This window comes from Jeotgalibaca dankookensis (assembly GCF_002005405.1).
Classification (GTDB): Bacteria; Bacillota; Bacilli; order Lactobacillales; family Aerococcaceae; genus Jeotgalibaca; species Jeotgalibaca dankookensis.
The window spans coordinates 1,753,708-1,767,500 of the sequence record NZ_CP019728.1; the positions used below are offsets into that span (position 1 = coordinate 1,753,708).

Consider the following 13,793-nt stretch of genomic DNA (forward strand, 5'->3'; position numbering starts at 1 on the left):
AGTCTCTTATAACCCCGGAATTGCATTGGCAAACTTACCTAATTTTGCCTTTGATTCTGCATCAATTTTATCTAAAGCATCGTTTGTAGCCATTAAAACTAAGTCTTGCAACATTTCAATATCATCTGGATCGACTGCTTCGGGTTTAATGGCAATATCGGTTACCTTTTTATCACCTGTCATTGTGACGATAACCAAATCATTGGCAGCATTACCAAAAAACTCGGTACTATTAATTTCAGCTTGTGTTTCCTCCACTTGTTTTTGCATTTTTTGCATTTGTTTCATCATACCTTGCATATTTCCCATATTTCCACGCATATTCATTCTCTCCTCTTATTCATTTATAATGGTGACGTTCTCTTCTCCAAAAATACTAATTGCTTGTTCTACAATTTCTTCTTGTTGCGCTTCTTCTCGCTCCTCTTCATCTGATCCACTGATATAGTCATCAAAAGGCGGTGGTTCTGGTAAATCATTTGTAGCTGCTTTTATTTCATTATTCGTTTCTGCTTGTTTGGGCTGAATTTTACCTGCCTTCAAGTCAGCGACATATTGACGGCGTAAAGATGCCCACTGTTCTACTGTGACACATACGACTTCCCCAGGACGCTTAATCATTTTTTGGATGGATGCATCCAGTGCTACTTGCAATTCCATATCTTCGGTTGCTTTTTGACAAAGGATATCATATTCAAAAGCCAGTATAGAAGCATCTTCATTCGCGGCAACCGGTTCAGCTTGACGCAAAACTGCTCGTTGGGTGATAGAAAGATCATCTAAAATATCAGTCCAACTCTCTTGTAATGCTACAAGAGCCGGCTTTGTTGCATCACGCATAATCTGCTGGGCACGCCCAAGGTCTGCTCTAAAAGATGTTGGAGCTTGGCGTTGAGGTGGTTGGCGTTTGACGGTCGTTTCTTCTAGGCCTTCAACCGTAATTGTACCATTCTTTAAGCTATCGAGGACACTCGCGAGCTCATTTTTTAGTTTCGATACTTCTTTTTCGAGACGAATAAGTTCTGTTGGTTGTTCTTGATTTACTTCCGCTGATCTTTTTTTGCTTTTTTCCTCTGCGGGTAAGCGTGATAATTTCACAGCAAGAACTTCTAGGTAAACATCGGGTTGAGTAGAAAAGCGCATTTCTGTTTGTGTCTTACTAAAGGTTTCAACTGCTCGGTAGAGAAATTCAGCTTCTACTGCATGAGAAAATTCACGAAAGCGTTCCGTTAAGCGGTCCACATCTTGCATGCCTTTTCCTTCTGTTTGTTTGTAAACAAGTAGGTCTCTCACGAAAAGAATCATTTCTTCTAAGAAACGACCCGCTTCCTTCCCTTGCTCCAGAATGCCATGTAACACTTGTAAAGCTTCTTCTGCTTGATTTGAACTCAGTGCACTTAAGAAAGATAACATCATATCTTCCGTCAAACTACCCGATACTTGCACAGCATGGTCAAAACTAACTAATTCTGAATCGTAAGAAATAATCTGATCCAATAAACTCAAGGCATCTCGCATACCGCCATTAGCCGCCCGTGCCACAATATGGAGTGCTTCTTCTTCATAAGCGATTTTTTCTTGATTTAGAATATAAATCATTCGCGTAATAATATCTTGATAAGTAATGCGTTTAAAATCAAAGCGCTGGGTTCGCGAAATAATCGTTAAGGGTATTTTATGTGGTTCTGTAGTAGCCAATATAAAAATTACTTTTTCAGGTGGTTCTTCTAGTGTTTTCAGCAGTGCATTAAAAGCTCCCGTTGACAGCATATGAACTTCGTCAATAATATAGACTTTATATTCCGCTTGCGTTGGCGCATAGCGAGCTTTATCTCGGATATCACGAATCTCCTCAACACCATTGTTACTAGCGGCATCGATTTCAATGACATCATTTAGACGTCCTTCCGTAATAGCAAGGCAAGTATGACAGTGGTTGCAAGGTTCACCATCTTCTTGATTGGGGCAGTTAATTGCTTTAGCAAAAATTTTGGCCGCACTTGTTTTACCAGTCCCACGCGGTCCTGTAAACAAATAAGCATGGCTTGATTTCCCTTGCATCAAAGCATTTTTTAAAGTTCTCGTTACAGCAGTTTGTCCCGCAATATCCTCAAACCGTTGCGGTCGCCAGACACGATAGAGTGCTTGATAACTCATATTTCCCCTTCTTTCCTTGAGTATTCATCTATCCATTATACGGTAAAATCATTAAAATAGAAAGACACCCCCCACTTTCATTTTAATTGAAAATAGCTCTATAATAGACTTTGACTTTGTTATTTTTGAGTAGGCAGTTATACTAGTATTGAAAGAGGAGGAGGAGACTAATGGCTATCAAAATAGAAGCATTCACCAATTCAATCGCTACTTGTATGGATGTTGTCAAAAAAATTCGCGCAGACGGCGTTCCAAAAGAGAAGATTTTAATTATTACCAACTATGCTTGTCGCGAAGCAATCATTCTTAATTATGATTTGCGTGATGACGACGGTCATATCTTTTCAACGCACACACTCTTGAATAATGTCCGAAATATTATTACCCTACCAACTTATCAAGCTGCTACTTTAAATTACTTCTCACCTGAACGTCTTGTTGATCCGGTTACCCTTCTTTATAAGGAACAAATTGAATCCGGGGGCATCGTTATAGCAATTCTAGAAGACCCTTATTTAGTTTAAAAGATAAAAGAAACCACCCGTTTTTATCATTATAAAGTGATAAAAAGGGTGGTTATATTTTAGGTTAATTAACTTACAGCACATGGCGACTCCTACTTATAGCTGCTTCCTTCCGGATCTGACTCATTCATAAGACCGCCATTGCAGTAAGGCCTTTCGGCAATATTTAGTATACCACATCTCACTTCGATAATTCAAGCCTTATTCAGTGCGACGGCGTAAATGCTTCCGATTTTCTTCTTTCCGTTTCAAACGCAGTTCTCTAAAAAATGATTGCAGTAAATTTTGACATTCCGCTTTTAAAAGACCACTCTCGATTTCAGCTTGATGGTTAAATCGTTCATCTTGTAGTAAATCCATCAAAGTTCCCGCTGTTCCAGCTTTTAAATCAGCTGCTCCATAATAAACTTTTTTGATTCGCGATAAAATAATCGCACCACTACACATGGGGCATGGTTCTAAGGTGACAAAAAGTTCCGCATCCTCTAACCGCCAATTACTCAATCTCTGATTTGCGTCGCGGATAGCCAACATTTCAGCGTGTGTCGTTGCATCGTGTGTTGTTTCACGTTTATTATACCCTCTTCCAATAATTTCGCCATCTAACACGATAACGGCACCAATTGGAACCTCTCCTATGGCGCGTGCTTTTTCTGCTTCGTTAATAGCTTCTCGCATGAAAGCTTCTTTTTCTGCTTCTTTCACTTAACACTTCCTCCTTACCTTATTAACAGAAGCGAATATCTGACTTCTTTTCAATTCGTTTCACTTAATGCTAGAATAAGAATAACTTTAAAATTGATTGTGAGGCATATTATCTATGGATGATTTACTACTAGAGCTATTTCCAGATGCTCTCTTAAACCATTTACCTTGGCAGGACGATACTTTTTTTACCGTTCCTTATAAAAATAATTATATTCATATCCCATTATCCTCAATTAGTACCCGAGAGAGAAAACTTATTACGGAATTAATAACTCCCGGTACTTCTTATCTCACGCAGCCTGAAAATAGATGGGCGCACTTTCTTTTCAAAGATTCAACCCATTTTCCTACTGACTATGATTCTGTTCAGTTATTACAAGTATCTATGAAGTTTACTAATAGTGTAACATTTGATCGTACGCTCTGGTTAGAAGCTTTTAAGAATTCAATCCATTTTATCGTTGATGGATTTTTTATTTCGGACAAAGATGCGGTTTTAGTGGTCTATAACCCTTCAAAACTTCAGTTAAAAGAAGAAATAGAAAGTATTTTAACGGTCCTCAACGATGACTTTGGAATCCAGTCGTCCCTTTATCTAGGACAAATTTGGCCTGTCAATGAGCGCTTACCGCATTTATTTTTAGAAGAGCAAGAAGTTTTTAACGATACACGCTCACAAACACAATACGATCAAATTACTACCTTATCCCAAGCTGCTCTATCTCATTATAGCTTTGAAGCAACTTCGAAAAGTCCTATTCTCGCTTCCATTAAAGAGACAATTCTAGCTATACCTGGAGGAGCGGATTTAGTTTTTTCTATGTGGCAAAACCTAGGAAATGTCTCGCAAGCAGCAGCCAGTCTCTACGTTCATCGTAACACGCTTCAGTACCGCATTGAGCGATTTATGGAAATTGTTGACTTGAATTTAAAAGATATGGATGATTTATTATTGAGTTATCTAGCTTTACATTCGCGTTTTGGAAGTTAAAAAATAGACGATTCTAGTAAGATACCAGAGTCGTCTATCTTTTATTTATTTAAGTTTATCTTCAATGTGTTCTTTGTAGTCAACAGCCTTGTCTTTTACATCATCCCACGCATCAAGAGCTGAGTCTTTTAGACTTCCAGTTCGGTCAAAGATATTTAAAAGTGTATCAATCTCGTTATCATCTAGAGCATCGATAACTTTTAAGATTGGTCCATTACCTTTAAATTTAACTTTTAGACGTTGACGGTTCAGATAAGATCCTACGCGGTCAACTGCATCTTCTTCGTAAGCTAAAACAGCTGCGATTGTTACGACTGCTGCTGTTGCTGCAATTCCTACCCACATTGCTTTTTTTGAATTCTTCATACTAATCGCTCCTCTCATATATACCTCTATTCTAACATATGTGAAAACGTATTCCGAATTATTTGGTTAAGAATGTATGGCATAATAGGAGTTGAATGAATAATAAGGGAGTCTTAACATGTTAACGAAATGGTTACAAATCTATACTCAAAATGAAATGGTTGAATCAAAGCGCCTTAAAACAGGCCTTTTAGCTGGTGTTGTCGGATTGATTTCCAATCTCATTTTATTTATTATCAAGCTTTTAGCTGGTTGGTTATCTGGAAGTGTTTCCATTATGACCGATGCTGTTAATAGTTTATCTGATACTGCTTCTTCTATTATGACCTTATTGGGTTTTCAAATTGCTTCAAAACCCGCTGATAAAGAACACCCCTATGGTCATCAACGTTTTGAATATATTAGTGGTCTTATTATGTCTATTATTATTATTTTTGTTGGTTTGCAATTTTTACGAACTTCTATTGTACGAATTTTTAATCCAAGTGATTTGGGGTTTGGATCAATCATTTTTATTTTATTAATTGTATCTATTTTAATAAAGTTTATTCAATTCTTTTTCTACCGTGCAGCTGCAACATTCATTCACTCCAATACCTTACGTGTTGCTGCCCAAGATAGTTTAAATGATATTTACACGACACTAATCGTTATCGCTTCATCGCTTGTTGAGATAATCTTTGGCTGGCAAATTGATGGCTATACAGGGGCTTTATTAGCCATTTTTATCGTCTACAGTGGCATTCAAATTATTCGCGACTCAATGAATGATCTTCTAGGTATTCGCCCCAGTCCTAAGGAATTAGCTGAGATTATCCATCATTTTGAACAGTTTGACGAAATGATGATTGGTTATCACGACTTATTAGTACATAATTATGGTCCAAATAAAACTTATGCTTCAATTCATATAGAAGTAGATGAGAGTTGGGATTTAAAGCGTGCTCACGCGATTACAGATAAGCTAGAAAAACATTTCAAAAACGAGCTTGGGATTGATTTAGTCTGTCACTTAGATCCCATAGCTGTACAAAATGAAAACCATACTGGAATTTACCGAAAAGTTAAGCGTATTTTAAACTCTTATCAATTAAATTTAAAATTTCATGATTTTAAGGTAGATGATTTACCTACACATCAAAAAATAACCTTTGACCTTGTCTTGCCAGAAAAAATTACCACCGATACGCAACTTCTCCTGACAATCATTAAGCGTGATATTTTTAAAGAAATAGGACCATGCGAAGTTGATATTACACTCGACTACCACAACTTATTAGACAGCAAATAAAAAAACGTTGATTCCTTTAATTGGAATCAACGTTTTTTTAAGCTTTACTACCAGCTAGCTCTTTATTCGACTTACGAACGGTCACATAAATTTCGCCACTACGTGCACCAATCGTAACTGAGTCGCCATAATTAATATTGCCACTTAATAACTCTTCACTTAACTTATCTTCTACTTCTTTTTGAATAGCACGGCGTATTGGGCGCGCACCATATTCTGGATCGAAGCCAGCTTTAGCAATCACATCAATCGCAGCTGAGGTTATTTTAACGTGAATATCTAACTCAACGAGACGTTTCACAATTTGATTTGCCATTAACTTAACAATCTCATGCAATTCCTCTTTTCCTAACGAATGGAAGACAATGGCATCATCAATACGATTGAGAAACTCAGGACGGAAACTTGTTTTCAATTCTTCACGAATTCTTTTTTCCATTGCGATATAATCATGTTGAACATTTTTTACATTAAATCCAACTGATTTTTCATCACGTAGAGCTGTTGCCCCAAGGTTAGAAGTCATAATCAAAATAGTATTTCTAAAGTCGACTTTACGCCCCTTAGAGTCTGTCAAATGACCATCATCTAATACCTGTAACAAAATATTAAAGACATCTGGATGGGCTTTTTCAATTTCATCTAACAAGATAACTGAATAAGGTTTTTGTCTAATTTTTTCTGTTAGTTGACCACCTTCGTCGTACCCGACATAACCTGGCGGAGAACCGATTAAACGGCTTGTCGCAAATTTTTCCATATATTCCGACATATCCACGCGTACTAGTGCATCTTCTGAGCCAAACATAGCTTCTGCTAATGTTTTCGCTAGTTCCGTTTTCCCAACGCCGGTTGGTCCTAAAAATAAGAAACTTCCTATTGGACGCTCAGGATCCTTCAATCCAGAACGTGCACGGCGAATTGCCCGTGATACCGCTCCAACCGCTTCTTTTTGACCAATCACACGCTCATGTAAAACTTGTTCGAGTTGCATCAAACGGTCACTTTCTTTTTGCTCCATTTGGTTAACCGGAACACCTGTCCATAAGGCTACAACTTGAGCAACATCTTCTGCTCCCACACTTAATCTGTATTCCTTATTTTCAGAAGACTTCACAGCTTCTATTTTTGCTTGTTCCAAACGTTTTTTCCGTGACTGTTCTTTCTTTCGAATATTCGCTGCTTTAGAAAAATCTTGTTCTAAAATAGCCGCTTCTTTTTCTTGATTTAATTCTTTAATTTCTTCTTCTAACTTAACAACCGTTGATTTATCTGTTGTTGTATCTAAACGTACCTTAGCTGCTGATTCATCAATTAAATCGATTGCTTTGTCTGGTAAGCGACGCGAAGTAATATAGCGTGTTGATAATTTAACCGCTGCTTCTACCGCTTCATCTGTAATATCAACTTGATGGTGGTCTTCGTAGCGAGATTTTAAACCCCGTAAAATAGCTACAGTTTCTTCAGGTGTTGGCTCATCAATATGGATAGGCGCAAAACGACGTTCCAATGCAGCATCTTTTTCGATGTATTTTTGGTATTCGTCCAGTGTTGTTGCACCGATTGTTTGAAGTTCGCCACGTGCAAGAGCAGGTTTCAAAATATTTGATGCATCAATTGCACCTTCTGCACCGCCCGCACCTATTAAGGTATGTAACTCATCGATGAACAAGATGACGTTTCCATCTTGATACACTTCATCGATAACTTTCTTCATTCGCTCTTCAAATTCGCCTCGGTATTTTGTACCGGCCACTAGAGAACCCATATCTAACATCATGAGGCGTTTATTAGCTAATTGTTCAGGTACTTCTCCATTTACAATCTTTTGAGCTAAACCTTCTACAATTGCTGTTTTACCAACACCAGGCTCTCCTACTAAAACAGGATTATTTTTAGTTCGACGAGAGATAACTTGTAAAATTCGTTTGACTTCTAAATCACGCCCAACGATTGGATCGAGTGCATCTTCACGTGCTAGCTTAGTCATATCTCTTGCTAGCGAATCGAGAGTAGGCGTTAAGCCCGCATCTTTGACTGCTTTCTTACCATTTCTATTCGAAACCTTAGGTGGTTGTTTTACACCCATTTTTTCATAAAGTGTTTTACGAAGTTTGTTAATATCAATATCTAAATTTTTTAAAATTTTAACTGCTAAGACTTCTTCTTTAAGTAAGCCAATCAATATATGCTCGGTCCCAACTAACTTCATACCAAGTTTTTGCGACTCGGTTGTTGCATACATCATGACGATCTTAGCACGAGGCGAAAAGGGAATTGGAACAAAATTATTTAAGGTTGGCCGTGAAGTACCATACCCTAGCATCTGTTCAATTTCTTCACGAACTTGTCTCTCCTCAACGTTAAAATCACGCAGGATTTTCCCTGCAATTCCTTGTGGCTCACGAATAAGACCTAACAAGATGTGTTCCGTCCCGATTGATTGATGCTTGAAGAGCTGTACTTCCTCAGTCGCAAGGATAATCGCTCGACTTGCTTTTTCTGTAAATAGTTCATCCATTCTTGATGCCTCCCTTACTGCCATTTCACTGACTACTTATTCCTTGAAACGTAAACTTTTTAATTGTTTGACTAATAAATGCGCACGGACTTTTTTTTCATCTTCTCCAAAGGTTTGTAAACAACTCTTATCCATTATTGATAAGATTAAATCACCTTCACGTTTTGAAATGACTTTTTTATTAAACAAATTCTGGATAACTGCATAAGCTTCTCTCTCAGAAATAGTGTCACCCACTATCCGAATCATTTCATCTAAAAAATCAACCTCATCCATAAACGTTACTTTCATAATTCGGATATAGCCACCACCACCACGTTTACTTTCAACTAAATAGCCATGTTGTTCCGTAAAACGAGTATTGATGACATAATTAATCTGAGAGGGGACACAATCAAAATGGACTGCCATTTCATTCCGGCGTATTTCAATTTGTTCTTCTTTTTTGAGAATCTGTTTAATATAGGCTTCGATAATATCAGACATGTTTTGATTACTCAATCAATCCGCCTCCCTTCACCTGACTAATTTTGACTATCATACTTAAAATACTATGCTATTATTGGTTTCATGTCAAACAGAAAGAAAGAACTCCTCTATTGACCTTCTATTATAACGCATAATAGGTTGATTTTGAAGTATAGGAGACTTGCCTTGCCTCAATTGACAAGTTCGACAATTACAATTAAAATTATGGGGGTTACAAATATAATTAAAAGGAGACACAATAAAATGGAAGTCCTTTATACTAAAACAGCTGAAGAAGGTTCAGAAAAAGCTTACCAACTAATTAGAGAAGCACTCGACAATGGTGCCAAGGTGTTTGGTCTTGCAACTGGTTCTACCCCAGAACGTGTTTATGAAAAGCTAGTAGAGAGTGATGTCGATTTTTCTGAAGCGATTTCAGTCAACTTAGACGAATATGTTGGGTTAGAAGGAACACATGAACAAAGTTATCAATACTTTATGGAACAAAAACTATTTAACCATAAACCATTTAAAGAATCATTCGTTCCAAATGGCGTAAACGAAGAACAAGCAGAAATTGAACGTTACGAAGCTATCCTCGCTAAATACCCTATTGATTTGCAAATTCTTGGTATCGGTGAAAACGGCCATATTGCATTTAATGAACCTGGAACTGCTCTTGACTCTGTTACCCATAAGGTAGAGTTAACACAATCAACAATTAACGCTAACAAGAGAAACTTTGAAAAAGAAGAAGATGTTCCACGTTATGCTTATTCAATGGGGCTTGCTTCCATTATGAAAGCTAAAAAAATTATTTTAATGGCTTTTGGTGAAAATAAAGCTCAAGCTGTTAAAGATCTTGTAACAGCTACAAAAGCAGATCCAGCTATCCCGTCAACTGTTCTAGTTAACCACCCTGATGTTACGGTTATCGTTGATAAAGCTGCGGCTACATTGATTAAAAAATAAAAATTAAGAATGCAAAGAGTTCTCACTAACTAAACAGTGAGAACTCTTTTTTTGTATAAAAAAAACTCTCAAAGAGAGTTGTTACATCGATTAATCGGGAAGACAGGATTCGAACCTGCGACCCCTTGGTCCCAAACCAAGTGCTCTACCAAGCTGAGCTACTTCCCGTTAACAAGCAAAGTAAAAATGCAGCCAGTAGGAGTCGAACCTACAACCGCCTGATTCGTAGTCAGGTACTCTATCCAATTGAGCTATGGCTGCAAAAATCCAAAAGCGGAAGACGGGGTTCGAACCCGCGACCCCCACCTTGGCAAGGTGATGTTCTACCACTGAACTACTTCCGCAAATATGCCGGCTAAAGGAGTTGAACCCTCGACCCTCTGATTACAAATCAGATGCTCTACCAACTGAGCTAAGCCGGCTTTTATACATATACAAATGTATATGAGTCATGCAGGATTCGAACCTGCGACCCTCTGATTAAAAGTCAGATGCTCTACCAACTGAGCTAATGACTCGAAAACTTAATATGAGTATATTTTTAAGTTTTAAAAATATACCAATGGAGATTGACGGGATCGAACCGCCGACATTCTGCTTGTAAGGCAGACGCTCTCCCAGCTGAGCTAAATCTCCGTAAACAAAAAAAAGAAAATGCGCGGCAACGTCCTACTCTCACAAAGGGAAACCCTTCACTACAATCGGCGCTAAGAAGCTTAACTTCTGTGTTCGGGATGGGAACAGGTGTGACCTTCTTGCCCTTGTCACCGCACATTTTCTATTTAATTGAAGAAACATTGCGTTCCCTCAAAACTGAATCCATAACACAATGAACAGCTGACCAAAGCCATTACAACCACCTTGTTTTATTCGTGGTTAAGTCCTCGACCGATTAGTACTAGTCCGCTCCATACATCGCTGTACTTCCACTCCTAGCCTATCTACCTGATCGTCTCTCAGGGGTCTTACTCATTCTAGATGATGGGAAATCTCATCTCGAGGGGGGCTTCACGCTTAGATGCTTTCAGCGTTTATCCCTTCCACACATAGCTACCCAGCGATGCTCTTGGCAGAACAACTGGTACACCAGAGGTGTGTCCATCCCGGTCCTCTCGTACTAAGGACAGCTCCTCTCAAATTTCCAACGCCCGCGACGGATAGGGACCGAACTGTCTCACGACGTTCTGAACCCAGCTCGCGTGCCGCTTTAATGGGCGAACAGCCCAACCCTTGGGACCGACTACAGCCCCAGGATGCGACGAGCCGACATCGAGGTGCCAAACCTCCCCGTCGATGTGAACTCTTGGGGGAGATAAGCCTGTTATCCCCAGGGTAGCTTTTATCCGTTGAGCGATGGCCCTTCCATGCGGTACCACCGGATCACTAAGCCCGACTTTCGTCCCTGCTCGACTTGTCTGTCTCGCAGTCAAGCTCCCTTCTGCCTTTGCACTCTACGAATGATTTCCAACCATTCTGAGGGAACCTTTGGGCGCCTCCGTTACTCTTTAGGAGGCGACCGCCCCAGTCAAACTGCCCAACTGACACTGTCTCCCCACCCGATTAGGGTGGCGGGTTAGACTGGTCCTGCTACAAGGGTAGTATCCCAATGATGCCTCCATCGAAACTAGCGTCCCGACTTCTACGGCTCCTACCTATCCTGTACGTGTAGCAGAAACAATCAATATCAACTTGCAGTAAAGCTCCATGGGGTCTTTCCGTCCTGTCGCGGGTAACCAGCATCTTCACTGGTACTATAATTTCACCGAGTCTCTCGTTGAGACAGTGCCCAAATCGTTACGCCTTTCGTGCGGGTCGGAACTTACCCGACAAGGAATTTCGCTACCTTAGGACCGTTATAGTTACGGCCGCCGTTTACTGGGGCTTCAATTCAAAGCGTCGCCTTGCGGCTAACCTCTCCTCTTAACCTTCCAGCACCGGGCAGGCGTCAGCCCCTATACGTCATCTTTCGATTTAGCAGAGACCTGTGTTTTTGATAAACAGTCGCTTGGGCCTATTCACTGCGGCTGACCATGTGGTCAGCACCCCTTCTCCCGAAGTTACGGGGTCATTTTGCCGAGTTCCTTAACGAGAGTTCGCTCGCTCACCTTAGGATGCTCTCCTCGACTACCTGTGTCGGTTTGCGGTACGGGCAGTTGATTTCTAACTAGAAGCTTTTCTTGGCAGTGTGACATTGGGAACTTCGGTACTAAATTTCCCTCCCCATCACAACTTGTCCTTCACAGCGGTAAGCATTTGACTCACCACTAGACGTGTTGCTTGGGCGTGCTCTTCCGATCGCACGCTTTCCTTAGCCTCCTGCGTCCCTCCATTGGTCAAACAAAATCAACTGGTACAGGAATATCAACCTGTTGTCCATCGCCTACGCCTATCGGCCTCGGCTTAGGTCCCGACTAACCCTGGGAGGACGAGCCTTCCCCAGGAAACCTTAGTCATACGGTGGACGGGATTCTCACCCGTCTTTCGCTACTCATACCGGCATTCTCACTTCTAAGCGCTCCACCAGTCCTCACGGTCCAGCTTCAACGCCCTTAGAACGCTCTCCTACCACAGAACCAATGGTTCTGTCCACAGCTTCGGTGATCTGTTTAGCCCCGGTAAATTTTCGGCGCAGGGTCACTCGACTAGTGAGCTATTACGCACTCTTTAAATGATGGCTGCTTCTGAGCCAACATCCTAGTTGTCTATGCAACCCCACATCCTTTTCCACTTAACAGATACTTTGGGACCTTAGCTGGTGGTCTGGGCTGTTTCCCTTTCGACTACGGATCTTATCACTCGCAGTCTGACTCCCGGACTTAAATCAATGGCATTCGGAGTTTATCTGAATTCGGTAACCCGAGAAGGGCCCCTAGTCCAAACAGTGCTCTACCTCCATGATTTATACGTCCGAGGCTAGCCCTAAAGCTATTTCGGAGAGAACCAGCTATCTCCAGGTTCGATTGGAATTTCTCCGCTACCCACACCTCATCCCCGCATTTTTCAACATACGTGGGTTCGGTCCTCCAGTGCGTATTACCGCACCTTCAACCTGGACATGGGTAGGTCACCTGGTTTCGGGTCTACGACCACATACTTCTTCGCCCTATTCAGACTCGCTTTCGCTACGGCTCCGCCTTTTCAGCTTAACCTCGCATGGGATCGTAACTCGCCGGTCCATTCTACAAAAGGTACGCCATCACCCATTAACGGGCTCTGACTACTTGTAAGCACACGGTTTCAGGTACTCTTTCACTCCCCTTCCGGGGTGCTTTTCACCTTTCCCTCACGGTACTGGTTCACTATCGGTCACTAGGGAGTATTTAGCCTTGGGAGATGGTCCTCCCGGATTCCGACGGAATTTCGCGTGTTCCGCCGTACTCAGGATACTGGTAGGGTGACGGTCAATTTCGCATACGGGGCTTTTACCCTTTATCGCGCAACTTTCCAGTTGGCTTCTGCTATCTCACGTCATCCCATGTCCCAGTCCTACAACCCCAAAGAGCAAGCTCTTTGGTTTGGGCTTTTCCCGTTTCGCTCGCCGCTACTCAGGGAATCGATTTTTCTTTCTCTTCCTGCAGGTAATGAGATGTTTCAGTTCCCTGCGTCTACCTCGTACACGCTATGTATTCACGTCTACGTCATATCCTATAACAGATATGGGGTTCCCCCATTCGGAAATCTCCGGATCACAGCTTACTTACAGCTCCCCGGAGCATATCGGTGTTAGTCCCGTCCTTCATCGGCTCCTAGTGCCAAGGCATCCACCGTGCGCCCTTATTCACTTAACCTGAGTCA

Annotated in this window: 10 protein-coding genes, 6 tRNA genes, 2 rRNA genes and 1 other RNA gene; 4 read left to right on the forward strand and 15 right to left on the reverse strand. The window is 40.9% G+C overall.

Annotated elements, in window-relative coordinates:
- Window positions 1-6 precede the first annotated feature (6 nt).
- Together BW727_RS08600 and dnaX are read right to left on the reverse strand one after the other, a co-directional pair.
- On the reverse strand, window positions 7-321 hold the full coding sequence (locus tag BW727_RS08600) for a YbaB/EbfC family nucleoid-associated protein (RefSeq protein WP_062471127.1): 315 nt from the start codon (window positions 319-321) through the stop codon (window positions 7-9).
- Between the two features lie 15 nt (window positions 322-336).
- On the reverse strand, window positions 337-2,157 hold the full coding sequence (gene dnaX / locus BW727_RS08605; RefSeq protein WP_062471124.1) for a DNA polymerase III subunit gamma/tau: 1,821 nt from the start codon (window positions 2,155-2,157) through the stop codon (window positions 337-339).
- A gap of 170 nt (window positions 2,158-2,327) precedes the next feature.
- Here dnaX and BW727_RS08610 point away from each other — a divergent pair, with 170 nt between their 5' ends.
- Complete coding sequence (locus tag BW727_RS08610; protein ID WP_062471121.1) at window positions 2,328-2,681, forward strand: hypothetical protein; 354 nt, start codon at window positions 2,328-2,330, stop codon at window positions 2,679-2,681.
- A gap of 66 nt (window positions 2,682-2,747) precedes the next feature.
- Here BW727_RS08610 and ffs read toward each other — a convergent pair.
- Window positions 2,748-2,835: signal recognition particle sRNA small type (gene ffs / locus BW727_RS08615), an RNA gene on the reverse strand.
- Between the two features lie 47 nt (window positions 2,836-2,882).
- A complete protein-coding gene (gene tadA, locus BW727_RS08620; protein WP_227807177.1) occupies window positions 2,883-3,386 on the reverse strand; it encodes a tRNA adenosine(34) deaminase TadA in 504 nt (167 codons plus the stop codon).
- A 115-nt stretch (window positions 3,387-3,501) separates the two neighbouring features.
- On the opposite strand from tadA, the gene BW727_RS08625 reads away from it, so the two are divergent.
- Window positions 3,502-4,380: a helix-turn-helix domain-containing protein gene (locus BW727_RS08625; RefSeq protein WP_062471118.1), complete on the forward strand. Its 879-nt coding sequence runs from the start codon at window positions 3,502-3,504 to the stop codon at window positions 4,378-4,380.
- 45 nt (window positions 4,381-4,425) lie between these two features.
- Here the strand turns inward: BW727_RS08625 and BW727_RS08630 are convergent, their stop codons facing one another.
- Window positions 4,426-4,746: a hypothetical protein gene (locus tag BW727_RS08630; protein WP_062471115.1), complete on the reverse strand. Its 321-nt coding sequence runs from the start codon at window positions 4,744-4,746 to the stop codon at window positions 4,426-4,428.
- Between the two features lie 118 nt (window positions 4,747-4,864).
- Between BW727_RS08630 and BW727_RS08635 the strand changes: the two genes are divergently transcribed.
- Window positions 4,865-6,037 carry a cation diffusion facilitator family transporter gene (locus tag BW727_RS08635; RefSeq protein WP_062471112.1) on the forward strand — a complete coding sequence of 391 codons (1,173 nt, stop codon included), beginning with the start codon at window positions 4,865-4,867 and terminating at the stop codon, window positions 6,035-6,037.
- Between the two features lie 37 nt (window positions 6,038-6,074).
- Here BW727_RS08635 and BW727_RS08640 read toward each other — a convergent pair whose 3' ends face one another.
- Entirely contained in the window at window positions 6,075-8,558 is a 2,484-nt protein-coding gene (locus BW727_RS08640) for an ATP-dependent Clp protease ATP-binding subunit (RefSeq protein WP_062471109.1), read from the reverse strand.
- A 36-nt stretch (window positions 8,559-8,594) separates the two neighbouring features.
- Entirely contained in the window at window positions 8,595-9,059 is a 465-nt protein-coding gene (locus tag BW727_RS08645) for a CtsR family transcriptional regulator (protein WP_062471106.1), read from the reverse strand.
- A 231-nt stretch (window positions 9,060-9,290) separates the two neighbouring features.
- Between BW727_RS08645 and BW727_RS08650 the strand changes: the two genes are divergently transcribed.
- On the forward strand, window positions 9,291-9,998 hold the full coding sequence (locus BW727_RS08650; RefSeq protein ID WP_062471103.1) for a glucosamine-6-phosphate deaminase: 708 nt from the start codon (window positions 9,291-9,293) through the stop codon (window positions 9,996-9,998).
- Between the two features lie 94 nt (window positions 9,999-10,092).
- Here BW727_RS08650 and BW727_RS08655 read toward each other — a convergent pair.
- The 8 genes from BW727_RS08655 to BW727_RS08690 form a co-directional block, all read right to left on the reverse strand.
- Window positions 10,093-10,166, reverse strand: a tRNA-Pro gene (locus BW727_RS08655).
- 19 nt (window positions 10,167-10,185) lie between these two features.
- A tRNA-Arg gene (locus BW727_RS08660) sits at window positions 10,186-10,259 on the reverse strand.
- Window positions 10,260-10,270: 11 nt separating this feature from the next.
- Window positions 10,271-10,342: transfer RNA gene (locus tag BW727_RS08665), tRNA-Gly, on the reverse strand.
- A gap of 5 nt (window positions 10,343-10,347) precedes the next feature.
- Window positions 10,348-10,420, reverse strand: a tRNA-Thr gene (locus BW727_RS08670).
- A gap of 23 nt (window positions 10,421-10,443) precedes the next feature.
- A tRNA-Lys gene (locus BW727_RS08675) sits at window positions 10,444-10,516 on the reverse strand.
- Window positions 10,517-10,561: 45 nt separating this feature from the next.
- Window positions 10,562-10,634: transfer RNA gene (locus BW727_RS08680), tRNA-Val, on the reverse strand.
- Between the two features lie 20 nt (window positions 10,635-10,654).
- Window positions 10,655-10,770 (reverse strand): 5S ribosomal RNA (gene rrf, locus BW727_RS08685).
- A gap of 100 nt (window positions 10,771-10,870) precedes the next feature.
- A 23S ribosomal RNA gene (locus BW727_RS08690) occupies window positions 10,871-13,786 on the reverse strand.
- Window positions 13,787-13,793: the final 7 nt, after the last annotated feature.